25 protein-coding genes are annotated in these 25,936 nt (G+C 66.2%); 5 read left to right on the top strand and 20 right to left on the bottom strand.

The window, feature by feature from the left end; genetic code table 11:
- Positions 1-375: 375 nt before the first annotated feature.
- Both ccoG and QQL87_RS05970 read right to left on the bottom strand, forming a co-directional pair.
- Complete coding sequence (gene ccoG / locus QQL87_RS05975) at positions 376-1,821, bottom strand: cytochrome c oxidase accessory protein CcoG (protein WP_284416606.1); 1,446 nt, start codon at positions 1,819-1,821, stop codon at positions 376-378.
- Positions 1,822-1,866: 45 nt separating this feature from the next.
- Complete coding sequence (locus tag QQL87_RS05970; protein WP_284416607.1) at positions 1,867-2,070, bottom strand: YgaP family membrane protein; 204 nt, start codon at positions 2,068-2,070, stop codon at positions 1,867-1,869.
- Between the two features lie 168 nt (positions 2,071-2,238).
- Here QQL87_RS05970 and QQL87_RS05965 point away from each other — a divergent pair, with 168 nt between their 5' ends.
- The 4 genes from QQL87_RS05965 to QQL87_RS05950 all read left to right on the top strand — a co-directional run bounded on the left by QQL87_RS05965 (position 2,239) and on the right by QQL87_RS05950 (position 7,293).
- Positions 2,239-2,568: an ArsR/SmtB family transcription factor gene (locus QQL87_RS05965; RefSeq protein ID WP_284416608.1), complete on the top strand. Its 330-nt coding sequence runs from the start codon at positions 2,239-2,241 to the stop codon at positions 2,566-2,568.
- Positions 2,569-2,692: 124 nt separating this feature from the next.
- Positions 2,693-3,694: an efflux RND transporter periplasmic adaptor subunit gene (locus tag QQL87_RS05960; protein ID WP_284416609.1), complete on the top strand. Its 1,002-nt coding sequence runs from the start codon at positions 2,693-2,695 to the stop codon at positions 3,692-3,694.
- Complete coding sequence (locus QQL87_RS05955) at positions 3,691-6,927, top strand: efflux RND transporter permease subunit (protein WP_284416610.1); 3,237 nt, start codon at positions 3,691-3,693, stop codon at positions 6,925-6,927. Before QQL87_RS05960 ends, QQL87_RS05955 begins: the two co-directional genes overlap by 4 nt.
- A gap of 9 nt (positions 6,928-6,936) precedes the next feature.
- Positions 6,937-7,293 carry a carboxymuconolactone decarboxylase family protein gene (locus QQL87_RS05950; RefSeq protein ID WP_284416611.1) on the top strand — a complete coding sequence of 119 codons (357 nt, stop codon included), beginning with the start codon at positions 6,937-6,939 and terminating at the stop codon, positions 7,291-7,293.
- A gap of 8 nt (positions 7,294-7,301) precedes the next feature.
- Here the strand turns inward: QQL87_RS05950 and QQL87_RS05945 are convergent, their stop codons facing one another.
- The 6 genes from QQL87_RS05945 to QQL87_RS05920 are packed head-to-tail and all read right to left on the bottom strand — an operon-like array spanning position 7,302 to position 14,758.
- Positions 7,302-8,516 carry a M20 family metallopeptidase gene (locus QQL87_RS05945; RefSeq protein WP_284416612.1) on the bottom strand — a complete coding sequence of 405 codons (1,215 nt, stop codon included), beginning with the start codon at positions 8,514-8,516 and terminating at the stop codon, positions 7,302-7,304.
- Between the two features lie 15 nt (positions 8,517-8,531).
- Positions 8,532-10,106: a nickel ABC transporter ATP-binding protein NikE gene (gene nikE / locus QQL87_RS05940; RefSeq protein ID WP_284416613.1), complete on the bottom strand. Its 1,575-nt coding sequence runs from the start codon at positions 10,104-10,106 to the stop codon at positions 8,532-8,534.
- Positions 10,103-10,933 (bottom strand): ABC transporter permease, encoded by an 831-nt coding sequence (locus QQL87_RS05935; protein WP_284416614.1) that lies wholly within the window; start codon positions 10,931-10,933, stop codon positions 10,103-10,105. The genes nikE and QQL87_RS05935 overlap by 4 nt, the downstream gene beginning before the upstream one ends.
- Complete coding sequence (locus QQL87_RS05930) at positions 10,926-11,873, bottom strand: ABC transporter permease (protein WP_284416615.1); 948 nt, start codon at positions 11,871-11,873, stop codon at positions 10,926-10,928. The genes QQL87_RS05935 and QQL87_RS05930 overlap by 8 nt, the downstream gene beginning before the upstream one ends.
- A 15-nt stretch (positions 11,874-11,888) precedes the next feature.
- Positions 11,889-13,439: an ABC transporter substrate-binding protein gene (locus QQL87_RS05925; RefSeq protein ID WP_284416616.1), complete on the bottom strand. Its 1,551-nt coding sequence runs from the start codon at positions 13,437-13,439 to the stop codon at positions 11,889-11,891.
- Positions 13,440-13,453: 14 nt separating this feature from the next.
- Positions 13,454-14,758, bottom strand: coding sequence for a M20 family metallopeptidase (locus QQL87_RS05920; protein WP_284416617.1), 1,305 nt, complete (start codon positions 14,756-14,758; stop codon positions 13,454-13,456).
- 66 nt (positions 14,759-14,824) lie between these two features.
- Here QQL87_RS05920 and QQL87_RS05915 point away from each other — a divergent pair, with 66 nt between their 5' ends.
- Complete coding sequence (locus QQL87_RS05915) at positions 14,825-15,601, top strand: GntR family transcriptional regulator (RefSeq protein ID WP_284416618.1); 777 nt, start codon at positions 14,825-14,827, stop codon at positions 15,599-15,601.
- Between the two features lie 2 nt (positions 15,602-15,603).
- Here QQL87_RS05915 and dhaK read toward each other — a convergent pair whose 3' ends face one another.
- From dhaK to QQL87_RS05855, 12 genes are all read right to left on the bottom strand, one after another.
- Positions 15,604-16,593, bottom strand: a complete 990-nt coding sequence (gene dhaK, locus QQL87_RS05910) for a dihydroxyacetone kinase subunit DhaK (protein WP_284416619.1) — start codon at positions 16,591-16,593, stop codon at positions 15,604-15,606.
- Entirely contained in the window at positions 16,590-17,042 is a 453-nt protein-coding gene (locus QQL87_RS05905) for a hypothetical protein (RefSeq protein WP_284416620.1), read from the bottom strand. The genes dhaK and QQL87_RS05905 overlap by 4 nt, the downstream gene beginning before the upstream one ends.
- Positions 17,039-18,643: a phosphoenolpyruvate--protein phosphotransferase gene (ptsP, locus tag QQL87_RS05900; RefSeq protein WP_284416621.1), complete on the bottom strand. Its 1,605-nt coding sequence runs from the start codon at positions 18,641-18,643 to the stop codon at positions 17,039-17,041. The genes QQL87_RS05905 and ptsP overlap by 4 nt, the downstream gene beginning before the upstream one ends.
- 2 nt (positions 18,644-18,645) lie before the next feature.
- Positions 18,646-18,948, bottom strand: coding sequence for an HPr family phosphocarrier protein (locus QQL87_RS05895; protein ID WP_284416622.1), 303 nt, complete (start codon positions 18,946-18,948; stop codon positions 18,646-18,648).
- 12 nt (positions 18,949-18,960) lie between these two features.
- Complete coding sequence (gene dhaM / locus QQL87_RS05890; protein ID WP_284416623.1) at positions 18,961-19,359, bottom strand: dihydroxyacetone kinase phosphoryl donor subunit DhaM; 399 nt, start codon at positions 19,357-19,359, stop codon at positions 18,961-18,963.
- Positions 19,360-19,361: 2 nt separating this feature from the next.
- The gene (gene dhaL / locus QQL87_RS05885; RefSeq protein ID WP_284416624.1) at positions 19,362-19,967 is read right to left on the bottom strand and encodes a dihydroxyacetone kinase subunit DhaL; all 606 of its coding nucleotides are present in this window, start codon (positions 19,965-19,967) and stop codon (positions 19,362-19,364) included.
- 3 nt (positions 19,968-19,970) lie between these two features.
- Entirely contained in the window at positions 19,971-20,981 is a 1,011-nt protein-coding gene (locus QQL87_RS05880; protein ID WP_284416625.1) for an ABC transporter ATP-binding protein, read from the bottom strand.
- On the bottom strand, positions 20,974-22,083 hold the full coding sequence (locus tag QQL87_RS05875; protein ID WP_284416626.1) for an ABC transporter ATP-binding protein: 1,110 nt from the start codon (positions 22,081-22,083) through the stop codon (positions 20,974-20,976). Before QQL87_RS05875 ends, QQL87_RS05880 begins: the two co-directional genes overlap by 8 nt.
- Before the next feature lie 4 nt (positions 22,084-22,087).
- Complete coding sequence (locus QQL87_RS05870; RefSeq protein ID WP_284416627.1) at positions 22,088-22,306, bottom strand: hypothetical protein; 219 nt, start codon at positions 22,304-22,306, stop codon at positions 22,088-22,090.
- The gene (locus QQL87_RS05865; RefSeq protein WP_284416628.1) at positions 22,303-23,256 is read right to left on the bottom strand and encodes a carbohydrate ABC transporter permease; all 954 of its coding nucleotides are present in this window, start codon (positions 23,254-23,256) and stop codon (positions 22,303-22,305) included. The genes QQL87_RS05870 and QQL87_RS05865 overlap by 4 nt, the downstream gene beginning before the upstream one ends.
- Positions 23,253-24,215, bottom strand: a complete 963-nt coding sequence (locus QQL87_RS05860) for a carbohydrate ABC transporter permease (RefSeq protein ID WP_284416629.1) — start codon at positions 24,213-24,215, stop codon at positions 23,253-23,255. The genes QQL87_RS05865 and QQL87_RS05860 overlap by 4 nt, the downstream gene beginning before the upstream one ends.
- 276 nt (positions 24,216-24,491) lie before the next feature.
- A complete protein-coding gene (locus QQL87_RS05855) occupies positions 24,492-25,823 on the bottom strand; it encodes an ABC transporter substrate-binding protein (protein WP_284416630.1) in 1,332 nt (443 codons plus the stop codon).
- Positions 25,824-25,936: the final 113 nt, after the last annotated feature.

Raw genomic sequence — 25,936 nt, 5'->3', positions numbered from 1 at the left:
CGATGATCCGGACGGCGACGGTGGCTAACAAGCCGGACACCGGGGAGAGCGCGAGATAAGCGTGAAAACCATCGCGCGGGGAATGCCGGGATGTCTCGGCTGAACCTGTGGTTCCTGCCGCCTGCATTTTTTTACGCAGGCGGGCCATGGGTGCGGCCAGCGCCCGGCATTCCCCGCGCCCTCATCTTCGAAAGGGCGGAATAGACCGGAGCAACTCGGACGCGACAGCGCCGCGAGAACGGTCCGTGACGTCCGGCTCCGCCTGCTCTCGTTCAGTGCGCTGTTTGATGCCGTGAACACCTGGCCTGCCCTGGCGCCTGTATGCCGCCGCGGCCGGTGTTCGCCGCGACGGGCCAGGACGGCGGCACGATCGTTTTATCGCGTCGACGGCACGAAGTGATCGTGCGTGCTCACCGACGTGCCGGTCGCCGGATCCGTGATCCTGATCTCGATGTCGACCGGCGCCGGAGGAAGGTCGGCGCCCTTGGCCTCGATCGACATGCGGATCTCGCGGGTCTGGTCCTGGCCGACATCGATCACCATGCGACCGTCGGCTTCGCGCGTCTCGCCGGCCACCGTGACCTTGGCGTTGGACAGGCCGACGACGTCGAGCACGAAGTCGCGGGCGCCGCGCTTGTTGAGCAGCCGCACCGTGTAGTCGTTGCGCACGCCGCCATCCGACAGCTGCACGAACAGCGGGTTGCGCTCATGCAGCACGTTGATGCCCATCGTGCCGCGGGTCGCCAGCGTGTACAGCATGATGCCGCCGACGATGGCGATGAAGCCCGCATAGATCAGCGTGCGCGGCCGGATGATGCGATAGATCTCCGGCTTGCCCTCCTTGCGCCTGACCACGTTGATGTCGGTGTCGTAGCCGATCAGGCCGGTGGGACGGCCGATCTGGGTCATCACGCTGTCGCAGGCGTCGATGCACAGGCTGCACTGGATGCAGCCGAGCTGGATGCCGTGACGGATGTCGACACCGGTTGGACAGACATTGACGCATTGATGGCAGTCGACGCAGTCGCCGGCCGGCGCGCCCTGCAGCCGCGCGGCCTCCGCCTTCTTCACCGACATCCGCGGCTCGCCGCGGTCGCCCTTGTAGGTGACGTTGAGCGCCCATTCGTCGGTCAGCGCCGCCTGGATGCGCGGCCACGGGCACATGTAGATGCACACCTGCTCGCGGGCGTGGCCGGCGAAGATGTAGGTCGTCGCGGTGAGAATGCCGATCCACAGATAGGCCGTGAACGGCGCCTGGAAGGTGGCGAGGTCTCTCACCAAGGTCGGGGCGTCGTCGAAATACAGCACCCAGGCGCCGCCGGTCCACCAGCCGATCATGATCCAGAGGACGTGCTTGAGCGCGGCCTGGCGGATGTGGGTGAAGGTCCAGCCGCGCTTGTCGCTCAGCATGCGCTCGCGGCGGTCGCCCTCGGCCCAGCGCTCGACGGCGTAGAACAGGTCGGTCCACACCGTTTGGGGACAGAGATAGCCGCACCACAGCCGGCCCGCGACCGCGTTCATCAGGAACAGCGTCACTGCGGCAATGATCAACAGGCCGGTGAAGTAGTACACCTCCTGCGGCCACAGCTCGATGAAGAAGAAGTAGAAGCGACGGTGCGGGAAATCGACCAGCACCGCCTGGTTCGGCATGCCCGGCCCACGGTCCCAGCGCACGAAGGGCAGCAAATAATAGATGCCGAGCGTGATGCAGAGGATCGTCCACTTGATGCGCCGGAAGCGGCCATGCACGGCTGCCGGATAGACCTTGTCGCGCGCCTTGTAGAGCGGCCCGACGATGTAGGTTTCGTCCTGGTCAGCCATGATGTCCTCGCTTCATCTTCATCTCGCCCCATCTTCCCCGACGGCTCAGGAGAACGCGTTGCCGCTTCTGAAACCCAGCTTCTTGAACACGATCGCCGCAGGGCAGAACCCCGTGAACGAGGCCTGGATCATGTTCACCCCGGCAAAGGCCGTGAGCAGGAACCAATACGGGCTGACGATCCAGCCAAGCCCGAGGCCGAGCAGGACGACGACGCCTGCGAAGGAAAGAACTGCTTTGTCGACGTTCATGGCATTTTCTTTCGTGGTTGCATTTGAGCGTAATCAAGCCGGCGCCACGGCATCCGTGCCGCAGGCCCGACGGCGTCCCGGCGAAGATTCGTGGCGAGGCTCGTCGCACCTGAGTTCCGCGCCACACCGGCCTTGACTATATATTCGTAAATACGTATGTACGCAACTATGAAATTTGACGTCGACATCATGGAAGCGGCGGCCGACCGGGCCAGTGACCTCTTGAAGGCGCTGTCGAACCGTCACCGGCTCCTGATCATCTGCCAGCTGGTCGACGATGAACGGTCGGTCGGCGAGCTGGCTGCGTTTCTTGGCCTGCGTGACTCGACCGTCTCGCAGCATCTCGCGCTGCTGCGCAAGGACGGCCTGGTCACCGCCCGGCGCGACGGGCAGACGATCTACTACTCGATCACCAGCGAGCCGGCCCGCGAGGTCCTGAGGACGCTCTATCAGGTCTTTTGCACAACGCGGCCGCCAAAACCGGGACCAAGCCTATGACGGCGCCGTACTCGCGACTTGAGCGGCATCAAGTGGGAACCGGCATGCTGGTGGGATGCCTGCATCATCAGCGGTCATCTCGCCTGACCACCCGATTTGAATCAAAACAGACAGGACTAGGCTGATGCGCAGAATATCGCTCCTGAGCTTGATCGCCGCGGTGGCGTTGCAGATCACCTCGCAGGTGGCGCCGGCCAGCGCGGAAACGCTGACGGTGGCGCCGCGCCAGGTGGCCGACGAGAAGGCGGTGTTCGCGACGGTCGAGAGCGTCAGCGTGGTTCCAGCGCGCGGCCGCATCGGCGGCACGATCGTGCAACTCTCGGTTCGCGAGGGCGATCCGGTCAAACGCGGCCAGCCGATCGCCCTGATCGGCGACGATAAGCTCGCACTGCAGGTCAAATCGCTGGACGCCCAGATCGAGGCGCTGCAGGCGCAGGCCAACCAGGCGCAGATCGACTTCATTCGCACCGAAGGCCTCGTCGAACGCGGCACCCTGCCCCGCATCAAGCTCGACGAGACGCGCACCGCGCTCAACGTCGCCGAGAACGGGCTGCGGGCCAAGACCGCCGAGCGCGCCGTCGTCAATCAGCAGATGAGCGAAGGACAGGTGCTGGCGCCCGATGACGGCCGTGTCCTGAAGAAGCTGGTCGCGGTCGGATCGGTCGTTCTGCCCGGCGATCCCGTCGTGACGGTGGCACAGCAGAACTTCAAGCTGCGGCTCCGCGTGCCCGAGCGCCATGCGCTGTTTCTGAAGGCCGGTGACAGGGTCCGTGTCGATGGCACCGAGTTCGGCGATACCTCGGACAAATGGGGCGTGATCGATCTGGTCTACCCACAGATCGAGGAGGGCCGTGTCGTCGCCGACGCAATCGTCTCCGGGCTCGGCCAGTATTTCGTCGGCGACCGGCTCCGGGTCTGGATCTCCGGCGGCCAGCGCGACGCCTATGTGATCCCAGCCCGCTACGTCACCACCCACTTCGGCGTCGACTACGTCCAGCTGCAGCAGGGATCGCAAAAGGTGAGCGTTCCGGTGCAGCGCGGCCGCGCCCCGCCGAGCGCTGATTTCCCCGATGGACTTGAAATCCTGTCCGGCCTGCGCGCCGGCGACCAATTGGTGCAGCCGTGAACCTCGGACTCTCAGGCAAGCTGACCCAGGCGACCATCGCCTCGCCGCTGACGCCGCTGTTCCTGCTCGCCTCGCTCGTGGTCGGCCTGATCGCCGTCGTCGTGATCCCGCGCGAGGAGGAGCCGCAGATCAGCGTTCCCATGGTCGACATCCGCGTCAACGCCGACGGCCTGCGCGCGCCCGATGGCGTCGAGCTCGTCACCAAGCCGCTGGAGACGATCGTCAAGGCGATCGACGGCGTCGAGCACGTCTACAGCCAGACCGAGGACGACCGCGTGATGGTCACCGCGCGATTCCTGGTCGGCACCAAGTTCGAGGACGCGATCCTGCGCGTCCACGACAAGATCCGCGCCAACCTCGATCGCATCCCTGTCGGCATCCCCGAGCCGATGATCGTCGGGCGCGGGATCAATGATGTCGCGGTTACCGTGCTGACCTTGTCGCCGAAGCCGAAGGCTGCCGAGCGCTGGTCGGATAAGGACCTCTACGAGCTCGCCGACAAGCTGCGCGCCGAGCTGACCAAGGTCGACAATGTCGGACTGACTTATATTTCCGGCGGCGGCGCCCAGCAGATCCGCGTCGAGCCGGACCCGGAGAAGCTGTCGCTGTTCGGCGTGACCTTGCAGCAGCTCGTGGCCAAGGTGAAGGATGCCAACCGCTCGTTCCTCGCCGGCGACGTCCGCGATGGCGGCATCGTCCGCAACGTCGCCGCCGGCCAGACGCTCACCGGCATCCCCGACATCGGCCTGCTACTGATCTCGACCCGCGACGGCCGTCCCGTCTATGTGCGTGACGTCGCGACCGTCGTCATCGGCCCCAACCTCGCCGAGCACCGCGTCTGGGACGACGCGCGCAACGACAAGGGCGACTGGCATCGCGTGCCGGCGGTGAGCCTTGCGCTCGCCAAGCGCGCCGGCGCCAATGCGGTCGTGGTGTCTCACGACATCGCGCAGCGGCTCGAAGGTCTCAAGGCCAGCCTGATTCCGAGCGACGTCGCGGTCACGGTAACGCGCGACTACGGCGAGACCGCCAACGAGAAGGCGAACGAACTGCTGTTCCATCTCGGTCTCGCCACGATCTCGATCGTCGTTCTGATCGCAATCGCGATCGGCTGGCGCGAGGCGCTCGTGACCTTCGTCGTCATCCCGACCACGATCCTGCTGACGATGTTCGCCGCCAACCTGATGGGCTACACGATCAACCGGGTCAGCCTGTTTGCTCTCATCTTCTCGATCGGCATCCTGGTCGACGACGCCATCGTCGTGGTCGAGAACATCGCCCGCCACTGGGGCATGCGCGACGGCCGGCCGCGCCTGCAGGCCACCGTCGAGGCGGTGGCCGAGGTCGGCAATCCGACTGTCGTGGCGACCCTGACTGTCGTGGCAGCCCTGCTCCCGATGCTGTTCGTGTCGGGACTGATGGGCCCGTATATGGCGCCGATCCCGGCCAACGCGTCGGCGGCGATGCTGTTCTCATTCTTCGTCGCAATGGTCGTGGCGCCCTGGCTGATGCTGCGCCTCGCGCCGAAACAGACCGCGGCTGCGGCCGGCGCGCATCAAGATGCCAGCCACGATGCCCATGGCGAAGGCCGTCTCGGCCGCATCTACCGCAGCGTTGCGCGCCCGATCGTTGCGAGCAAGCGCTCCGCCTGGATCTTCCTGCTCGGCGTCGGCATCGCCACGCTGCTGTCGATGACGCTGTTCGCGACCAAATCCGTGACCGTCAAGCTGCTGCCGTTCGACAACAAGTCGGAGATCGCCGTGATGGTCGATCTGCCAGAGGGCGCGAGCCTGGAGGACACCGAGCGCACGCTGTTTGCGGCGGCCGACATCGCGCATCAATTGCCGGAAATCACGAATGTGCAGAGCTACGCCGGCACGGCGGCACCGTTCAACTTCAACGGTCTGGTCAGGCACTATTACCTGCGCGAGCGGCCGGAGCTCGGCGAGCTGCAGGTCAACCTCGCCGCCCGCGGCGACCGCAAGCGCGCAAGCCACGACATCGCGCTCGACCTGCGGCAGCGGCTGAAGGCGGTCGCGGTGCCCACGGGCACCAGCATCAAGGTGGTCGAGGTGCCGCCCGGACCGCCGGTGCTGGCAACGCTGCTCGCCGAGGTCTATGGCCACGATGCGGCCACCCGGCGCGCCGTCACCGCCGAGCTGAAGAAGGTGTTCGCCGACGTGCCCTTCATCGTCGACATCGACGACTCGATCGGCCAGCGCCGGCCGCGGTTGCGGCTGTCGATCGACCAGGACAGTTTGGAGTTCTTCGGCGTCGAGCAGCGCGATGTCTACGACACCATCCAGACCTTGTTCGGCGGCGTGTCGGTCGGCTACTCGCATCGCGGCGAGGAGCGCAACCCGATCGAGATCGCGGTGCGGCTGCCGAAGCAAGACAAGAGCTGGAGCCAGGCGCTGGCCTCGACGCCAGTGCCGGCGAACACGGTGCCCGGCAGCAAGACGGTGGTCGAGCTTGGCCAGGTCGTGAAGGCCACGATGGAGGAAGGCTCGCCGGTGATCTTCCGCCGCGACGGGCGCTTCGCCGACATGGTGATGGCCGAGCTCGCCGGCCGCTTCGAGGCGCCGCTCTACGGCATGCTCGCGGTCGCTGACCGCATCGACGCGCACGATTGGGGCAAGCTGCCGAAGCCGGTGATCAGCTTCCATGGCCAGCCGCAGGACGAACAGCGTCCGACCTTGCTGTGGGATGGCGAGTGGGAGATCACCTATGTGACCTTCCGCGACATGGGGGCAGCGTTCGGTGCGGCGATCCTCGGCATCTACGTGCTGGTGGTGGCGCAGTTCAAGAGCTTCCGGCTGCCGCTCGTCATCCTGACGCCGATCCCGCTGACCCTGATCGGCATCCTGCTCGGTCATTGGTTGCTGGGGGCGCCGTTCACGGCGACGTCGATGATCGGATTCATTGCGCTTGCCGGCATCATCGTCCGCAACTCGATCCTGCTGGTCGATTTCATCCGGCACAGCGGCGGCGAGGGCAAGACCCTGCGCGAGGTCGTGCTGGAGGCCGGCGCTGTCCGCTTCAAGCCGATTCTGCTGACCGCGCTTGCCGCGATGATCGGCGCAGCGACCATCCTGCTCGATCCGATCTTCCAGGGGCTGGCGATCTCACTGTTGTTCGGTCTGGCGTCATCGACCCTGCTGACCGTGCTCGTGATCCCCGCGATCTACATCGCGCTGCGCGATCCCGGCAAACCCACCACCAAAATCTCCTAGGAGACAATCATGGACAAGAACTACCCCAAGATCTGCAAGGATATTTCCGACAATCTCCGCACGTTGCGCAAGGATATCCCTGAGGTCATGCAGGGTTTCTCCGCGCTGGCCCAGGCCGCGGGCCGTGACGGCGCGCTCGACAAGAAGACCAAGGAGCTGATCGCACTGGCGATCGGCGTCGCCGTCCGCTGCGACGGCTACATCGGCTTCCACGCGGACGCACTGGTGCGCCTCGGCGCGACGCGCCAAGAGGTCGAGGAAACGCTTGGCATGGCGATATACATGGGCGGTGGCCCGTCGCTGATGTATGCCGCCGACGCCATTGCTGCTTTCGAGCAGTTCCAACAGCAGGCGACCACCACCTGAGGTTGGGGTCAGCCGCAGATGTCGAGAATGGCCAGCATGTAGATGCGGATCATGTCGAGATAGTCAGGGATGTCGACGCGCTCATCGGGCATCGTGTTGTACCGGCCGCCGGGGCCACAGACGATGCCTTCCATGCCACCATGCGTGTAGAGATGGCCGGCATCGGTGCCATAGAAACAGCTCGGCGCGACCGGCCCGGTCGGCTGCGCCTCGCCGCGCACGGCGCGATAGGCCTCGTTGACGGCGCGAACGATCGGACTGTCGGGCGCGACCTCGAATGGCGGCATGGTCGGCACGCCGGCACGGTCCTCCGACATCAGATGGGCTTTGAGTCCGGGAAAGCGCGCCTCCAGCGCATCGAGCTCCCGCCGCATGTCGGCCAGCGCGCCCTGCTCGGTCTGTCCCGGCGCATAGCGGCCCGAGCCCTTGATACGGACGAAGTCCGCCACCTGCGGCGTCCGCCACTCATGCAACTCGCGGCCGAGCGCGCCGTGGACGACGCCGACATGGACGCGATTGATCGCCTCATGCGCCGGCGAACGCGCGCCGGAGAATATCATCGCGTTGAGGCGCGGGATGAGATCGCAGGCAGCAGTGATCGCATCGACCGCCTGCTCGCGCTTCGACAGATGCCGCGTGTTGCCGACGAGTTCGATGATGAACATGAACGCCGCCGCGTGCATGGTCATCGCCTGGAGATCGGTCGGCTCGGAGTTGATGAAATAGTCCGCGCGCAGCCCCTGCTCGATCAGCGAATAGGTGCCGACGCCGCCCTGCAGCTCGCCGACCACGTAAGTCAGGATGACATCACCCCGCAGCTTCACGCCGGCCTCGATCAGCGTCTTGACCGCGCAGAAATAGGCGGCATCGCCGGCCTTCATGTTGGAGACGCCGATGCCGTAGATGAACTTGTCGTCCACCTTGCCTTCCCAGGGATCGACGGTCCAGCCTTCGGTCACCGGGTTGGTGTCGACATGGCCGTTGAACAGCAGGCTCTTGCCGCCGCCGCTCCCCTTCCAGCGCCCAACGGCGTTGACGCGTCCCTCATCGCCGAACGGGGTCACGTCCGCATCCAGGCCAATCTCGCGCATCCGCTCGGCCATGAAGGATGCGAGCTGCTTCTCGCCATCGGTCTTCGAGTAGCTCTTGTGCTGCACCATCCGCGACAGCAGCGCGAGCGCCGCGGGGACATCGATGCGGGCGAGCAGGTCGTTGCGGTCCATGCGCTTCTATCCTTGTCAGCCGACGGGCGCGGGCGACGCCGCCATCAGCTCGCGTGTGTAGGGGTGAACGTCATCGGCCCCGAACGCGTCGACGGCACGGCTGTCGACCAATTGGCCATGGCGCATCACGACGATGCGGTGCGCGATCTGCCGGATCAGGTTGAGATCGTGGGTGATGAACAGATAGGCGGCGCCGGTCTCGGCGCGCAGCGCGAGCAGGAGTTCGATGATCTGCGCCTGCACGGAGACGTCGAGCGGCGCGGTGATCTCGTCGCAGATCACGAGCCGCGGGCGGGCCGCAAAGGCACGGGCGATCGCGACACGCTGCTTCTCGCCGCCGGACAACTGGTGCGGCCAGCGCGTCGCGTAGGACGCCGGCAGCCGCACCTGCTCGAGCAGCCGCGGCACGGAGGCGGTATCGCCGCCATATAGCTTCAGGGGACGCGACAGGATCTCGCCGATGCGATGGCGCGGATTGAGCGAAGAATCCGGATGCTGGAACACGATCTGGACGTCGCGGCGATAGGCCGGGTTCATGTCGCCGGCACCACGCAGCGTGCGGCCATCGAAGCGGATGTCGCCGGAGAAACGTGCCAGCCCGGTCAGAGCGCGCGCCATCGACGACTTGCCCGAGCCGGACTCGCCGACGAGGCCAACGATCTCGCCGGCACGGATGTCGACGTCGACAGCCTTCGTGGCCGGCGGCGGAGCCGCGCGGAACAGCCCTGCCCTGCCGTAGTGGACGTCGATTCCCTTGGCTTCGAGCAGCAGGGCCGACCCCGGCGTGTCGTGCACGAGCCGCCGCTCAGGACGCGGCACTGCGGCGATGAGGGACTTCGTGTAATCATGCTGCGGTTTGCGGAAGATTTCACTCGCCTTCGCCTGCTCGACCACCCGGCCATGCCGGATCACCGCGACGCGATCGGCGACGCTGGTCATCATCGCCAGGTCATGCGAGATGTAGAGCGCGGCGACGCCCGTCTCGGCGCGCAGCCGCGCGAACAATTCGATGATGCGTGCGCCGGTGATGACATCGAGCGCCGTCGTCGGCTCGTCGAACAGGATCACATCCGGCCGGCAACCGAAGGCGGTGGCGATGATCACGCGCTGCTTCTCGCCGCCGGAGATCTCATGCGGATAGCGCCGCAGAATCGCGGCGGGATCGCGCAGCTCGACATGGCCGAGCAGCTCGATCGCAAGCGCGTTCGCGTCCCGCGCATTGACCTCACGGTGGCGCATCAGCGCCTCCGTGATCTGGCGGCCGATGGTCAGCGTCGGATTGAGGGCTGTGGAGGGATCCTGGAACACCATGCCGATCCGGCGGCCGCGCACCTCGGTCAGCCGTTTCGGACCGAGTGTCTGCAGGTCGATATCGCCGAGCCGCAGCGAGCCGGAGATTTCGCGGGCATTGGCCGGCAGATGGCGCATCAGCGCCCAGGCCAGCGAGCTCTTGCCGGAGCCGGATTCGCCGACGAGGCCGAGCACCTCGCCCGGCGCGATCTCGAGCGACACCTCGCGCAGCACGGCGACCGCGCCGGCCGCGGTCACGTAGTCCAGGCCGTAATTGGTGATGGTGAGCGCCGGAATCATCGATCATCCCGCGGGTTCAGCGCATCGCGCAGGGCGTCACCGACGAGATTGAAGGCGATCGCGGACAGCGCGATCGCAGCCGACGGCGCGATCAGGATCCATGGCGCCCGATGCATGTATTGGCGGGCATCGGCGACCATCAGTCCCCACTCCGACGCCGGCGGCTGTGCACCGAGGCCGAGGAAGCTGAGGGTCGCGAACAGCATCACCGCAAACGACACGCGGATCGTGGCCTCGATCACGATCGGCCCCATCACGTTGGGCAGCATCTCGCGGAAGACGATCTGCGCGGCGCCCTCGCCGCGCGCGACCGCGGCCTTGACAAAATCCTGGTTGCGCACACCCAGCGCCACCGAGCGTGTCACCCGCGCCATGCCAGGGGCGAATGCGATGGCGATCGCGACGACCGCATTGCCTGCGCCGTTGCCGAGCGTGCTGACCAGCAGCAGCGCCATCAGGAGGCCCGGAATGGCCATGACAGCGTCGTTGGTGCGCATGATGAACTCGTCGGCCTTGCCGCCGAGATACGCCGATGCGACGCCAAGCACGGCGCCCATCGCGCTGCCGGCCAGGGTCGCCGCAAGCGCCATGGGAACGGTGGCGCGCGCCCCGGTCAACAGCCGGCTCAGCACGTCGCGGCCGAACTGGTCGGCGCCGAGCCAGTTCTGCCAGCCGGGCGCGCGGAAGCGGCCGAGAAAGTCCATCTTCTCCGGACCATATGGCGCGACCCACGGGCCGAGGATGCAGATCGCAGCAAGCACGGCCAGCAGCATGATGCCGATCGCGCCCTGCGGCTTGCGGATCATTCGTACGAGCAGCTCAGTCATAGCGGATCCGCCGGTCGAGCAGCGCATAGACGACATCCGCAAGCGTATTTGTGATGGCGTATGTCACGGCCATGATCATCGCGCCGGCCTGGATCGACGGCAGGTCGCGGGTGGTGATCGCGATCATCAGTGCGCGGCCGATGCCGGGAATGGCGAAGATCTCCTCGATCACGATGATGCCGCCGAGCAGATAGCCGACATCCAGCGCAACGATGGTGATGACCGGCAGCAGCGCGTTGCGCATGACGTGACGGACCAGCACAGTGCGCTCCGGCAAGCCTTTCAGCCGCGCCGCGCGGACATAGTCCGATTGCAGCACGTCCAGGGTCTCCGAGCGCATCATGCGCATGACGTGGGCGACGAGAATCACCGAGATCGTCAGGACGGGCAGCGTCAGATGACGCAGGGCAAGCCCGGCATTCTCCAGCGGCGACACGTAGCCGGTCGCAGGCAGCCACGGCAGCATGTCGGTGAGCAGCAGCGCCAGCACAGTCGCCGTCACGAACTCAGGCAGGGAGACGCCGAGATAGGCGATCACGCTGGTGACGGTATCGGCCACCCTGCCCTGGCGCAACGCCGCGAACATGCCGAGCGGAACCGCAATCGCAAGCGTCACCAGGAGCGAGCCTGCCGCGAGCAGCAGCGAGCGCGACAGCGCGGTCAGCATCTCCGGCGCAACCGGCAGGCCCGTGCGCATCGAGACGCCGAAATTGCCGGAGGCTGCGCGCGCAACCCAATGCACAAACTGCAACCAGACCGGGTCGTCGAGCCCGAGCCGCGCGCGCACCGCGGCGAGCGCCTCGGGCGAGGCATTCTCGCCGAGCAAGGTCTGCGCGGCATCGGCCGGCAGCGCCTGCGTGATGGCGAACACCAGCACGCTGACGATGACGACCGTGTAGACCATCAGGAGCAGCCGCCGCAGCAGCCAGGCGAATGACACCGATCCAATCCTGTCTCAGGCGCGCTTGGGCGCGCCGGCGCCGAGCGAGACCAGATCGAGCCGGAACACCGACCCGCGCGGATGCAGCGTGTAGCCTTCGACATAGGCGCGTTGCGCCGCCAGGATGTCGAAGAACACCGGGATGACGGACGGCACCTCGTCGATCATCATGGCCTGAGCCCTGGCGTAGAGCGCCGCGCGGTTGGCATCGTCGGTCTCGCTGCGCGCTGCATTGACGACCTCGTCGAAGCGCGGATTGTTCCAGCGCGTCTCGTTCCAGGCCGCATCCGACGTATAGAGCAGCTTGAAGATCGCGTCTGCCGTGGGCTGCATGTTGTAGAAGCCGACGTAGAAATTGCCTTTCTTCCAGACCTGGTCGAGATAGGTCGCGTGCGGCATCGTCTGCACGTTGATGCGGAAGCCGGCCGGCGCGGCCATCTCGCGGATGGCGACGCCGAGCTGGGTGCGGGTATCAGGCTTGTCGGAGGCGACCATGGTCAGATCGATGCCGGAGGGATAGCCGGCCTCGGCCAGCAGCTGCTTGGCCTTGGCGATATCCGGCTTCTTCAGCTTGCCGTCCTTGTAGAAGCGATAGGCCGGGCTGAGCGGCGTATCGTTGCCGGGCGTGCCGTAGCCGCCGGCGACGAAGCCGGCCATGGCCTCGCGGTCGATCGTCAGCGCCAGCGCCTGGCGGACGCGGACGTCGTTGAACGGCTTCTGGTCGCAGCCCATGTTGACGTTGAGGAACTGGCCGGAGGGAATCCGCAGCGCCTTGACGCCACCGGCTTTGCCGAGCCGCTCATATTCGCCTGGAGTCGTCGAGAGCATCAAGTCGATGTCCCCCGAGATCAGGGCGGAGGCTTCGGCGGTGCGATCGGGGTAGACGAGGATCTCGACGCGATCGAGCGCGGGACGTGCCGGGTCGTAGTAAGCAGGGTTGCGCTCAACGACGATCTTACGATCAGGCTCGTAGGACACCAGCTTGAACGGGCCGGAGCCGTTGGCCTTGGTGGCGAGGCTGCCGAGGTCGCTGGCGATCACCTTGGCCGGAACAATGCGCGCATTGGTATAGGCGAGCGCGACCGGGAAATCGGCGAAGGCGACCGACAGCGTGAACTTTACGGTCGACGCATCGACAGCCACGACCTCCTTGATCGGGCCGACATTGGTGCGCGCCGGCGAGGCGGTCTTCGGATCGAGGATCGCCTTGAAGGTTGCGACGACGTCCTCGGCCGTCAGCGGCGAGCCGTCATGGAAGCTGACATTCGGCCGCAGCTTGAAGATCCACTCGGTGAGTCCGGCACCCGCTTCCCACGACAGCGCAAGATCCGGCTCCACCGCCATGTCCGGCTTCAGCCGCGTCAGATTGGAGTAGAGCAGCTCGGTGACGAGGTATTCCGGATTGACGCGCGCGAGCAGCGGATGAATGACCGCAGCGCCCTGGTCGACGGAGATCCGCAGCACCCCGCCCCGCTTCGGCGCCTCGGCGGCAAGGGAGACGTGCGGCAAGGCGCCCAGCGCGAGCGCGGAGCTGGCGAGGAAATGGCGACGGGTGACGGACGGCATCAGGCGAGGTCCTCTTAGGGCGTCATGGTTTCGGGAGAGAGTTCGGGGCAGAACTCAACTGAAAGATACGCGAGCACCGATTTGGCCAGTGCGACGATGTCGGTCAGCGTGGTCGATTCACCGGGGGCGTGGATGCAGCTGTCGGGCTTGCCAAGGCCGGTGAGCAGCACCTCCTGCATGCCGGTCGCCTGCTGCACCCAGCCAAAGTCCGAGCAGCCGGAAGCGCCCCAGCGTGCAAACGCGTCGGGCGCATAGCCGAAGCCGGCCGATAGCGCCTGCTGCCAGCGCGGCCAATGCGGCCCGCCGGGATCGGCGGTCGGCGCAAGATGCCCGGTGAGGGTCATGTCGACGTCGAGGCTGCCTGCCGCGTTCTTGATCGCGGTTTCGATCTCTGTCCGCGCAACGGCAAAATCCTCCTCCGGGGCGTAGCGGCGGCACAGCAGAATCTCGGCCTGCGACGGGATCTGGCCGCCGCACTGGCCGCCATGAATGGCAGAGACGTCGAGGCTCGCTGTGAGCGGTCCGGTCGCATGGGGCGGCGGCGGCAGCGCCGAAATCCGTTGCGCGATCACTGGCTTCAATGCTGAGAGCGCATTGAGGATCGGCAGCGCGGCCTCGATCGCGTTGGCGCCAGCGCTGCGCTGTTCTCCGGCGTGCGCCGCCTTGCCGTGGACGCGGACCGTCAGCGTGAACAGGCCGAAGCAGCCGGCCCAGATCCGTGGCATCGCGCTGCCGTTGAAATTGAGAATGTGGCCTTCGAGACGGCCCTGCTCGGCCAGATAGCGCACGCCGGGATAGAGACCGGCCTCCTCATCGGTACACAGCAGCAGCATTGGATCATAGGCGAGCGGCAATGCGGCCTCCTGCGCAGCGCGCAGCGCCAGCAGCGCCGCCGCGATCGAGCCCTTCATGTCGGCAGCGCCCAGTCCGATCAGGCGATCGCCCTCGCGCAGGAGGCGCAGCGGATCGCTGCTCCAGCCGGGCGCGGCGGGCACGGTATCGACGTGAAAATAGAGTCCGAGCACCGGCCTGCCCGACCTGCGCCGCGCGATCAGATTGGTGCGCCGTCCCCGCGCGCCCGGCGCGCGCCACAGCTCCTCAGGAACGATCACGCGTTCACAGTCGAGCGCCAGGGGCGCCGCGAGTTGCGCCATCAGATCGGCAAAAGCATCGTAGCCGACTCCGGGTGGAAAGCTGGTGTCGACCGCCACCATTTTCCTGAGGTCATCGACGGCCGTCTCGGACAGCCGCTCGATCGCCGCAAGGGCCCGGGCCAAACCGTCCCCGCTTTGAAGCGTCGGGATGTGCTGAGAAATCATTTGCCGTCGGCTCAATCCTATATTCTATATAGAAATAGAGTTCACCTTGGAGCCTTTGTCAATTCCATGAAGAAGGCAGGCGTGGTCAGCAAAGCGGCAGATGGCGTGGGGGCCGGTCCGGGCGCCCTGCCTGTGCCGCTCTACGAGCATGTCAAACGGCAGATCGCCGAGGCCATCCTGATCGGCGACATGCCGCCGGGCACGGTGCTGCCCGGCGAGGTCGCGCTCGCCAATCAGTATGGCGTTGCCGTCGGCACGATCAGGCGCGCACTCGCCGATCTCACGGCCGGCGGCATGCTGATGCGGCGGCGCAAGACCGGCACGGTCGTGACCGGCCGTGCCTCACAGAACGGTCTGCAGTTCTTCTTCCAGTATTTCCGCCTGCTCGGCGAGGACGGTAGCCTGCTGCACTCGGAGGCCGAGGTGCTGTCGGTGGCGACACGCCCTGCCGCGCAGGCCGCGGCGGCGCTGTTTGCCGCGGCCGACGGCGAGCCACTGCTGCATCTGCATCGCATCCGCCGCGTCGCCGGCACACCGGTGCTGCATTCGCGGATCTCGATGGTCGCATCTCGCGTGCCGGAGTTTCCACGCGAGACGAAGAAGGTCCCTGCCCTGATCTACCGCCACCTGCTCGAGGCCTATGGCATCCGTATCGCCGCAGTGCGCGAGAAGGTCACGGCCGAGGTCGCGACCAAGGAGGATCGCAAGCTGCTCGGGCTTTCAGCACCGAGCGCCGTGCTGGTCATCGACGAGGAGGCCTATGACCAGACCGGCGCGCTCGCCCTTCTCAGCCAGCACCGCGCCACGACGGCGCATCACTACTACTCGAACGAGATCCGCTGACGTCAACATCCCCAGCGCAGCGCGGCCGTATGCACCGGCGCATCCCACAGCGACAGCGTCGCGTCATCGAGCGCGGTGACCGTCAGCGAGCAGCCGGCCATGTCGAGCGAGGTGACGTAGGAGCCGACCAGCCCGCGCGCGATCGCAAGCCCGCGCCCCTCCAGGATGCGCCGCGCGGAATTGGCCATCAGATAGAGCTCCATCGCCGGCGTGCCACCGAAACCGTTCACCAGCAGCAGGCATGGCGTGCCGGGCTTGGGCGCGAGATCGGCCAGGATCGCCCCCATCATCTCCTCGGCGATGGCATCGGCCGAGGCGAGCTTGACGCGACGCCGTCCCGGCTCGCCATGGATGCCGACCCCAATCTCCATCTCGTCCTCGCCGAGCGCAAAGGTCGGCTTGCCCGCCGCCGGCACGGTGCAGGAGGTCAGCGCTACGCCCATCGACCGCGTGCGCTTGTTGACGTCGTCACCAAGCGCCTTCAGCGCATCGAGATCACGGCCCTGCTCGGCCGCGGCGCCGAGCAGCTTTTCCACGACCAGCGTGCCGGCGACGCCGCGGCGGCCGGTCGAATAGGTCGAGGTCTCCACTGCGACATCGTCATCGGTGATGACGGTCGCGACCTTGGTCTCCATCATCTCCGCGGCCATCGCGAAGTTCATCACGTCGCCTTCGTAGTTCTTGACGATGAACAGCGATCCGGCGCTGGTGTCCACCGCCTGCGCCGCGGCCAGCATCTGGTCGGGTGTCGGCGAGGTGAAGACCTGGCCGGGACAGGCGGCGTCGAGCATCCCCTGGCCGACGAAGCCGGCATGCAGCGGCTCATGGCCGGAGCCGCCGCCGGAGATCAGCGCGACCTTGCCGGATTTGAGAGTCTTGCGGCGGACAAACTTGGCCTCCTCGCCGAGCGTGACGATGTCGCCATGCACGGCCGCGAATCCCTGCAGGCTCTCGGTCAGCACATCGTCGACGGCGTTGATCAGCTTCTTCATGGCTTCCCTCCCGGTTCGGCATCGTCATTGTTTTCATTGGCTGAGATCAGCGCGGTGATGCCACGCGCGACGCCGGTGATGATGCGATCGGCATGGGCGTTGAGCGCGGGATCGCCGAAGTCAGGCAGTTCCACGACGAGCCGGCGCATCGGCCGCTGCGTCTCCGCTTCCTCCAGTCTTCCCGGATGCGCGGCGCGATAGGCGGCGAGAAACGTCTGCTGCTCGTGCGGCGAGAAATGGCAGATGTGGAAGATGGTTTCGAGATGCTGCAGCGGGATCGGCGTCGGATAGGCCGGATTGATGATCTGCGAGATGAAGCTGCGGTTCTTGCCGATCGCCTCCGCCAGCCGCTGCCGCGTGCCGGAGGGACGGCTGTCGATGACCGCGCGCAGGATCGCCTTGTAGTCGGCGAGCGGACTGGACGACCCGGATTGATCCTGCTCGCTCATGCGCCCTCGGCAAGCCTGGTCAGATCAAGCTCGCGAATCGCGGCCTTCACCAGCGGCAACAGGCCCGGCGAGACCGACAGCGTGCGGACACCAACCTTGAGCAGCGCCGGAATGGCCCTGACATCACCGGCGGCATCGCCGCAGATGGAGACCTCGACATCCCTGGCGCGGCCAGCCCGCACCACATGCGCGATCATCGCCAGCACGCCGGGATGCAGCACATCGGCATAGTCGGCCACCTCTGTTCCGTCGCGCGAGGCCGCGGTCGCGTATTGGGTCAGATCGTTGGTGCCGATCGAGAAAAAGTCGGCAGCGAACTCCTGCGCGGCCAGCGCGGCCGCGGGCACCTCGACCATCATGCCGAACGCCGGCTCGGCAAAGCTAACGTTGCTGTCGGCGAGATCGGACAGCACTGCGCGCAGATGCCCGCGCGCTGCCTCCAGCTCGGCGGCATTGGTCACCATCGGCAGCATCACCTTGAGCGGTCCCAGCACGGCGGCGCGCGCGAGCGCACGCAGCTGGACCCGGAAGATCTCGGGATGACGCAGCGACAGCCGCAGCCCACGGAGGCCGAGAAACGGATTGCTCTCGCCGTCGACGGTGTAGCCCGGAATCGGCTTGTCGCCGCCGGCATCCAGCGTGCGGATCGTGACCGGACGGCCCTCGGCCCAGCGCATCAGCTCGGCATAGGCGCCATACTGCGCCTCTTCATCATGGAGCAGATTCGCCGTGAGGAATTCAGTCCGCGCCAGACCGACGCCGTCGCAGGCTGCGGCCGGCAGCACCGTCATATCAGACGGACCGGAGATGTTGACGAGCACGGACACGGACGTGCCGTCGCGCGTCAACGCCGGCTCGTGCTGGCGCGCCACCGCGTCGGCCTTGCGGCGCATGAGCCCCTCGCTTTCCGTCCGCGCCGCTGCGATCTGTTCTACGCCGGGATCGACGATGACGAGGCCGCGGCCTCCATCCACGAGCAACGGGCCGTCGAGCTTCTCCCACTGCTGACCGAGTCCGACCACCATCGGCACGCCGCGGCCGCGCGCCAGCATGGCGACGTGACTGGTCGGGCTGCCCTCGCCCAGCGCAATGCCGCCGCCCTTCGACCAGTCGACGCCGAGAAAGGCCGATGGCGCGAGGTCGCGCGCGACCACGATCGCCCCCTGGGGAAGCTCGGCATCGTCGGCCAGCCCGAACAGATGCCGCAGCACGCGATCCCGGATGTCGGCGAGGTCACTGGCGCGGGCGCGGAAATACTCGTCGTCCGCCGCTTCGTAGCCGGCGATCTCCTCCGCCATCGCGCTGCGCCAGGCGACATCGGCCGCAACGCCGCTCTCGATCTGCGCATAGGCGGATTCCGTCAGCGCATCGTCCTCGAGCAGCGCCAGCTGAAAGCCGATCAGCTCGGCCGCGTCACCTGCAACTCGTCCGATCAATTCGGCCACCGCTTCGCGCGCGCTTGCAACCGCGGCCGCCAGCGCCGCATGCTCCTCGGCAATCGATCCCTTCGCCCGGTCGGCGCCGTCCAGCGCACGCAGGATCATCGCCGGCCCGATCGCCAGCCCGTCCGACGCTGCACGCGCGGAGATGCGCCGCCCCATCGTCACGCCTCGTCGAACTTGCGATTGACCAGATCGACCAGCGCGCTGACGGCAGCCTCGGCATCCGCTCCATTCGCGCGCATGAACAGCGTCTCGCCCTTGGCCGCCTTGACGCGCATGATCTTCACCGGGCTCTTGGCATCGGTCCAGGGACCATCGGCCGCGATCGCGATCTCGACGGTCGAGGCAAACCGCTTGGCGAGCTGGGTGAGCTTGACCGAGGGGCGCGCATGCAGCCCGACCTCGTTCGTCAGCAGCGCATGCGCCGTCACTTCCTGCATGCCGATCTCTCCGCCGTCAGCCATTGCCGTCTCCGCTCATCCGCCCATCAGCTCTTCAGCGGTCGCGCGGACCGCATCGAGCGGCGAGCCGCCGGAGGCCTCCGTCGCTGCCATGACAGCGCCTTCGACCAGCGGCGCATTGCAGATCACGATGCGCTCACGCCGCTCCTCCGGCATCATTTCCACGGCCATCTCGCTGTTGGTCTCGGCGCCGCCGAGATCGACCAGGATCGCGACGCCCGATTCCGACCAGGCCTTGTCGATCGCGCCCATGATGGCGCCGACATCGGTGCCGAGCCCGCCATCGGCGTTACCGCCGACGGCCGCCAGCGGCACGCTGTCGCCGACCATCTGCCTGACCATGTCGGCCGCGCCTTCCGCCACCTTGGCGGAATGCGACACGATGACGATGCCGACATTCTTCTGTTCACTCATGATCAGGCCTCATTGAAAACGCTGCAGATCGCCTGCACCAGCAGGCTGGACGAGCGCGCGCCGGGGTCCATGTGCCCGATCGAGCGTTCGCCGAGAAACGAGGCGCGGCCCCGGATGGCCAGCATCGGCACGGTCGCGTCGGCTGCCTCCGCCGCAATCGCCGGCAGCCGGCTCGCCAGATCATCGCCGCCGGCAGCGAAAGCTGCCTGCACCGGAATCAAGACGTCGAGCATGGTCTTCTGGCCTGCCTCGGACTTGCCGCGCGCTTTGACATCCGCGATGGCACGATCAAGCGCCGCCGCGGCTTCAGCCGCAGATGGCTCTGCCGGCAGCGCCTTGCCGAGCCCCATTGCGAGCGTGCCATAGAGCGGACCCGAGGCGCCGCCGACCTTCATCACCAGCGCCATGCCGACCGCCTTCAACGCATCGGGCAACGGCTTGGCCGCGATGCTGTCGGCTTCTGCCAGCACGGCCTCGAAGCCGCGCTTCATGTTGAGGCCATGGTCGCCGTCGCCGATCGCCGAATCGAGCTCGGTCAGCTCCTCGGCGTGCGCGATGATGGCATCGGCCATCGCCACGATCAGTCTGCGCTTGAACGTCTGGTCCATTGTCTATCTCACCCGCTGGCCCGCCCGGTCGAACAGCAGCGGCCGGGTGAACTCGATAGCGACGGAGTCGCCGACTTTCAATTCCGTGTCCGGCTCGACGAGGCTGACGATCTTCTGGTCGTTGAACATGATGTGCAGATGGTTCTGATCGCCGAGATGTTCGATCCATTTCACACGTGCGTCGGCTCCACCGCCGGCGCGGCGCACCGTCATGTGCTCGGTCCGGGCGCCAATCGTCGCGACGTCGGCGGGCAATGCGAGGTCCGGAAACAGCCCGCGGGGCAACAGATTGATGCCGGGGCTGCCGAGCCGGGTCGCGACATAGGTGTTGGCCGGATCCTCATAGACCTCGCGCGGCGTCCCGACCTGCACCAGCCGGCCCTGGTCGATGACGCCGATGCGGTTGGCGAGCGTCATCGCCTCGATCTGGTCGTGGGTGACGTAGAGCATCGTTGCGCCGAGATCCTGCTGGATGCGCTTGAGCTCGATGCGCAGCTCCGAGCGCAGCTTGGCGTCAAGCGACGACAGCGGCTCGTCGAGCAGTGCGATCGCAGGCCTGCGCACCAGAGCGCGGCCGATGGCGACGCGCTGCATCTGGCCGCCGGACAGCTGCGTGGCGCGATTGCCGAGCTTGTCCTCGATCCGCAGCATCGCAGCGACGTCGCCGACGATGCGCTTGATCTCCGGCTCCGGAGTCTTGCGCACAGGCGAGCGCAGCGGAAAGGCGAGATTGTCGTACACCGACAGATGCGGATACAGCGAGTATTGCTGGAACACGAAGGTTACGTCGCGCGCTGCCGGCGTCGCGTTGATCTGGTCCACGCCGCCAATGGCGACGGAACCACTGTCAGGCGTCTCCAGGCCGGCGACGAGCCGCAAGGTCGTGGTCTTGCCGGCGCCAGTCGGTCCGAGCAACACGACGAGTTCGCCGTCGCGAATGGTCAGCGAGAGGTCGCGCACTGCGGCCTTGGCGCCGAACGATTTGCTGACATTGACGAGCCGCGTCTCAGCCATGACGGCCTCCCCTCGCCGGCTGCTCGTATAGCGCCGTGCGGATCGCGCGGCCCGAGGCGGCATCGAACAGCGACAGCCGGTCGGCGCGGAAGCTGAGCCCGACGGGCTCGGCCCGCGCGACACGGACAGCCGCCGGCGCGCGCGCCTTCACCATGCCATGCGCGGTCGTGATGGTGATGATCTGGGTGGTGCCGAGATATTCGGCTCCGAACACCTCGCCGCGCAGGCCGCCCTCGGCCGTCAGCGTCACCTGCTCCGGCCGTACGCCCAGCACCAGCTCGTTCGCCCCGGCATCCTCGCGCAGCTGGGGCACGCCGATCTCGGCGCCATCGATGCGGACGCTGCTGGCCCCGGCGGCGAGCCTGCCCTCGAAGCGGATGAAGTTCATCGCCGGCGAGCCGATGAAGTCGGCGACGAACATCGACGCTGGCCGATCGTAGATCTCCTGCGGCGTACCGAGCTGCTCGACGACGCCGCGATTCATCACCGCGATCTTGTCAGCCATCGACATCGCCTCGAGCTGGTCGTGGGTGACGAACACGGTGGTCGCCTTCAGCCGGTCGTGCAGTGCGCGCAGCTCGCCGCACATGATGTGGCGAAACTCGGCATCGAGCGCGCCGAGCGGCTCGTCCATCAGGAACGCCTTGGGCTCCCGGACGATGGCGCGGCCCAGCGCGACGCGCTGCCGGTCGCCGCTCGACAGCCCGCTCACCGGACGATCGATCAGATGATCGATGCGCAGGATGCGCGCAGCCTCCTCCACTCTGCGCTTGATCTCGGCCTTCGGCACGCCCATCGAGACCAATGGAAAAGCAATGTTCCGGCGCACGTTCATGTGCGGGTACAGCGCGAACAACTGGAACACCATGGCGATGTCGCGCTCGCGCGCGCGGCGGAAGGTGACGTCCTCGCCGCCGAGGCTGATTGTCCCCGAGGTCGGCAGCTCAAGGCCGGCGATCATGCGCAAGGTCGTAGTCTTGCCACAGCCGGAGGGCCCGAGCAGGCAGAAAAATTCGCCATCGGCGATGGTGAAGCTGGTGCCGCGCACGGCAGCGAAGCCGCCGAACTGCTTGACCAGGTTTTCGATCCGGATCTCGGCCATGGCGTCAGTCCGGGAATTTGGAGACGATGGTAAACATCACGACGCCCGCAAGCGTCGTCACGAAGGAATAAGTGTAGAGCACCAGCGCAAACGGCTGCAGCAGCATCAGCACGCCGGCCGCGATCAGGATGGTTGCAACCGTTTCCATCCGCCCACGCCGCAGGACCCGCGGCCAGCGCGTGGCGACAACATCGGCTGGATTGGTGTGGCTGGACCCGCTCATTTGCGCACCGCTCCGAAGGTGATGCCGCGCAACAGGTGCTTGCGCAGCAACACCGTGAACACCACGATCGGGATCAGGAACAGCGTGGTGCCGGCCGCAACCGCCGGCCAGTCCTGGCCGCCCTCGCCGATGATGATCGGGATGAAGGGCGGTGCGGTCTGCGCCGTCCCGGAGGTCAGCAGCACCGCGAAGGCATATTCGTTCCAGGCGAAGATCAGGCAGAAGATCGCTGTGGCGACGATGCCGGTGGTGGCCTGCGGCAGCACCACCTTGAAGAACGCCTGCAGCCGCGTGTAGCCGTCGACCATCGCGGCGTCCTCGTACTCGCGCGGAATCTCGTCCATGAAGCCCTTGAGCAGCCAGACCGCGAGCGAGATGTTGACGGAGGTGTAGAGCAGGATCATGCCGAGCTTGGTGTCGGACAGGCCGAGCTCGCGATACATCAGGTAGATCGGGATAGCGACCGCGATCGGCGGCATCATCCGGGTCGACAGAATGAAGAACATCAGATCGTCCTTCAGCGGCACCTTGAAGCGCGAGAACGCATAGGCCGCGAGCGTGCCGAGCACGACCGACAACGCGGTCGAACCGAACGCAATCACCAGCGAGTTAACATAGCGCGGGATGTAGTTCGAGGGACCCGCGATGACCATGTTACGGTCGCGCGAGATGCGGTCGCACAGGCCTGAGGCCGGCGGCAGCTTCGCCATGTACTCCGGCGCCTGCCGGCTGCGGGTGGTGAACAGGTTGCAATAGCCTTCCAAAGTCGGTTCGGCGACGAGCTTCGGAGGATAGGCAATGGCATCCGACGGCGACTTGAAGCCGGTCATGACGATCCAGAGCAGCGGCACCAGGGTGATCAGCGCATAGGCGATCACGACGATCGCGGCGATGCGCTTGGTCAGCGGCGACGGATCGACCACGGAATGGGCTGAGACGAGACCGGTCATCGGCTTTTCACCCGGTTGAGCGCCTTGACGTAGATATTGGCGAGACCGAACACGGTGACGAACAGGATGATGGCGAAGGCCGAGGAATAGCCGGTGCGCCATTTCTCGAACGCCTCGCGCTTCAGCGTGATCGAGGCCATCTCTGTGGTCGAGCCGGGCCCGCCGCCGGTCAAGAGGTTGACCATGTCGAACATCTTGAAGTTCTCGATGCCCCGGAACAGCACGGCGAGCATGATGAAGGGCAGCGCCATCGGCAGCGTGATTGACCAGAACTGCCGCCACGGCGAGGCGCGGTCGACCTCGGCGGCCTCGTAGATGTAGTCCGGGATCGAACGCAGGCCTGCGAGGCAGATCAGCATCACATAGGGCGTCCACATCCAGGTGTCGACGATGACGATCGCCCACGGCGCGAGCGGCACCTGCGCCAGCATCTGGAACGACGACGCCGGTGCGCCGGTCAGGGCCGCGACGACGTAGTTGAACAGGCCGATCTGCGGCTGATAGAGGAAAGTCCAGAAATTGCCGACCACGGCCGGCGACAGCATCATCGGCAGCAGGATTAAGGTCGTCCACAGGCCGTGACCGCGGAACTTCTTGTCGATCAGCCAGGCCAAGGTGAAGCCGATGACGGTTTGGATCAGGATGCTCCAGAACACGAAGCGCGCGGTCACCGTCATCGCCGCCCAGACGTCCGGATCGGTCAGGATCGACTGGTAGTTGGCAAGCCCGACATCGAGCACCGTCGCGTTGGGACGGTTGGCGCGGTAGTTGGTGAAGGACAGCCGGATGGTCCAGATCAGCGGGAAGATGTTGATCGCGAGCAGCAGCAGCATCGTCGGCGTGATGAACAGCCAGGCGATGGCGCGCTCGGAGAGGCCGCGCACGCGACGCGCCACGACGGGCGAAGTCACCAATGCGGCGCGGTCGACGAGGCCGCTCAATCCGGTTTGGTCGGTCATGCGAGGGACTGCTCTACGGTGGTTGTTTGAGGCTGTTGCTCTATCCTCTCGTCATTCCGGGGCAGCCCGCGTACCAAATGGCAACGCCATTTGGTACGGAGAGGGCTGAGCCCGGAATCCATAGCCACAGAACGTTCTTTGGGGCGAGATCCATCGACCTATGTGCCTCATAGCTGCTCCCTGTGGGTATGGGTTCCGGGCTCGCGCTTCGCGCGCCCCGGAACGACGCATGGAGAGAGCGGTCATCCGCTCTCGCGCCGATGACCGGCGCAATCGTCAGAGCTTGCCGTCCTCCTTGAACACCTTGGTCCAATCGGCAATCAGCCCATCGAGCGCGCCCTTGGCCGTGCCCTGGTCGGCAACGACGTAGTCATGAACGCGCTTCTGCATCGCGAGCAGCAGCTGCGCGTAGGACGGCTCGGCCCAGAAGTCGACCACCTGGTCCATCGCCACCAGGAAGTCGGCGGCGAAGGGTGCGGTGTTCTTGAAGTTGGGATCGTTCAGCACGCCCTTGTGACAGCTGTAGCCGCCAAGCGCCCACCACTTCTTCTGGGTGTCGAGCGAGGCGAACCATTTGATGTAGGCCAGCGCTTCGGCGCGGTTCGGCGAATAGGCCACCACCGAGATGCCCTGCCCGCCGAGCTGCGAGCCCTTCTCCTTCTGGCCGGGATTGACGAAGAAACCGATCCTGTCGCCGCCGACATTCGGATCCTTGTAGAGGCCCGGGAAGAACGCGAACCAGTTCATCTGTAGCGCGACCTGGCCGGACTTGAAGGCATCGAGACCTTCCTGCATGTAGCCATTCGAGTAGCCGGGCGGCGTGCAGCACTTGTACAGCGCCTTGTAGAACTCGAGGCCCTTCACGGCGTCGTCGGAGTTGACGAAGCCCTGCATGTCATACGGCTTCTTCGGGTTCTGGTACTTGAAGCCGAACGGATAGAGCGCGTTGGTGACGCCCATCGTGATGCCTTCCGAGCCGCGCTCGGTGAAGATCGCCGCGCCATAGACGGTCTTGCCGTCGATCACGCGCTTCTGGAAGAACTCGGCGATGTCCTTCAGCTCCGCTTGCGTCTTCGGCACATCGAGCTCGCGGCCGAACTTCTTCTTGAACTCCTCGCGGATCTCCGGCCGCGCGAACCAGTCCTTGCGGTAGGTCCAGCCATTGGCGTCGCCCATCGCTGGCAGCGCCCAATAGTTCGGCGAGCCCTTCGGCCATTCGGCGTAGCCCGCCACCGTGGCCGGCATGAAGTCGGAGATCTTGATGCCTTCCTTGTCGAAGAACTCGTTCAGCTTGACGTACTGGCCGTTCTCAGCGGCACCGCCGATCCATTGCGAGTCGCCGATCATCAGGTCGCACAGCTTGCCCTTGGAGTTGAGTTCGTTGAGCATGCGGTCGGCGAAGTTCGGCCACGGCACGAATTCGAACTTCATGTTGACGCCGGTCTTGGCGGTGAAGTCCTTCGACAGCTCGACCAGCGCGTTGGCGGGGTCCCATGCGGCCCAGCACAAGGTGATGGTCTTTCCTTCGGCGTGCGCCGGCGCGGATGCGCCGAACGCCGCAGCGGCGGCGACCGCAGCCGTCAGTGCAAATGTCTGCAGCAACTTCATCTGGCACTCCCTCCCTGTTGGCGCCGTCCCGCTTTCACGCGGATGACGGCGATGCATGGCCTGCAGCGACACGCGCCGTCACAACGACAGCGGGAGCCGCAAGCGTTTCCCCA

Source organism: Bradyrhizobium sp. SSBR45G, assembly GCF_030159255.1.
Lineage (GTDB): Bacteria > Pseudomonadota > Alphaproteobacteria > Rhizobiales > Xanthobacteraceae > Bradyrhizobium.
This window is presented reverse-complemented; position numbering and strand designations above follow the sequence as displayed.

Bases quoted from the DNA above. Each gene is read 5' to 3' on its own strand.
- ccoG (WP_284416606.1), bottom strand. From the start codon at position 1,821: ATGGCTGACCAGGACGAAACCTACATCGTCGGGCCGCTCTACAAGGCG.
- QQL87_RS05970 (WP_284416607.1), bottom strand. From the start codon at position 2,070: ATGAACGTCGACAAAGCAGTTCTTTCCTTCGCAGGCGTCGTCGTCCTG.
- QQL87_RS05965 (WP_284416608.1), top strand. From the start codon at position 2,239: ATGAAATTTGACGTCGACATCATGGAAGCGGCGGCCGACCGGGCCAGT.
- QQL87_RS05960 (WP_284416609.1), top strand. From the start codon at position 2,693: ATGCGCAGAATATCGCTCCTGAGCTTGATCGCCGCGGTGGCGTTGCAG.
- QQL87_RS05950 (WP_284416611.1), top strand. From the start codon at position 6,937: ATGGACAAGAACTACCCCAAGATCTGCAAGGATATTTCCGACAATCTC.
- QQL87_RS05945 (WP_284416612.1), bottom strand. From the start codon at position 8,516: ATGGACCGCAACGACCTGCTCGCCCGCATCGATGTCCCCGCGGCGCTC.
- nikE (WP_284416613.1), bottom strand. From the start codon at position 10,106: ATGATTCCGGCGCTCACCATCACCAATTACGGCCTGGACTACGTGACC.
- QQL87_RS05935 (WP_284416614.1), bottom strand. From the start codon at position 10,933: ATGACTGAGCTGCTCGTACGAATGATCCGCAAGCCGCAGGGCGCGATC.
- QQL87_RS05925 (WP_284416616.1), bottom strand. From the start codon at position 13,439: ATGCCGTCCGTCACCCGTCGCCATTTCCTCGCCAGCTCCGCGCTCGCG.
- QQL87_RS05920 (WP_284416617.1), bottom strand. From the start codon at position 14,758: ATGATTTCTCAGCACATCCCGACGCTTCAAAGCGGGGACGGTTTGGCC.
- QQL87_RS05915 (WP_284416618.1), top strand. From the start codon at position 14,825: ATGAAGAAGGCAGGCGTGGTCAGCAAAGCGGCAGATGGCGTGGGGGCC.
- dhaK (WP_284416619.1), bottom strand. From the start codon at position 16,593: ATGAAGAAGCTGATCAACGCCGTCGACGATGTGCTGACCGAGAGCCTG.
- QQL87_RS05905 (WP_284416620.1), bottom strand. From the start codon at position 17,042: ATGAGCGAGCAGGATCAATCCGGGTCGTCCAGTCCGCTCGCCGACTAC.
- ptsP (WP_284416621.1), bottom strand. From the start codon at position 18,643: ATGGGGCGGCGCATCTCCGCGCGTGCAGCGTCGGACGGGCTGGCGATC.
- QQL87_RS05895 (WP_284416622.1), bottom strand. From the start codon at position 18,948: ATGGCTGACGGCGGAGAGATCGGCATGCAGGAAGTGACGGCGCATGCG.
- dhaM (WP_284416623.1), bottom strand. From the start codon at position 19,359: ATGAGTGAACAGAAGAATGTCGGCATCGTCATCGTGTCGCATTCCGCC.
- dhaL (WP_284416624.1), bottom strand. From the start codon at position 19,967: ATGGACCAGACGTTCAAGCGCAGACTGATCGTGGCGATGGCCGATGCC.
- QQL87_RS05880 (WP_284416625.1), bottom strand. From the start codon at position 20,981: ATGGCTGAGACGCGGCTCGTCAATGTCAGCAAATCGTTCGGCGCCAAG.
- QQL87_RS05875 (WP_284416626.1), bottom strand. From the start codon at position 22,083: ATGGCCGAGATCCGGATCGAAAACCTGGTCAAGCAGTTCGGCGGCTTC.
- QQL87_RS05870 (WP_284416627.1), bottom strand. From the start codon at position 22,306: ATGAGCGGGTCCAGCCACACCAATCCAGCCGATGTTGTCGCCACGCGC.
- QQL87_RS05865 (WP_284416628.1), bottom strand. From the start codon at position 23,256: ATGACCGGTCTCGTCTCAGCCCATTCCGTGGTCGATCCGTCGCCGCTG.
- QQL87_RS05860 (WP_284416629.1), bottom strand. From the start codon at position 24,215: ATGACCGACCAAACCGGATTGAGCGGCCTCGTCGACCGCGCCGCATTG.
- QQL87_RS05855 (WP_284416630.1), bottom strand. From the start codon at position 25,823: ATGAAGTTGCTGCAGACATTTGCACTGACGGCTGCGGTCGCCGCCGCT.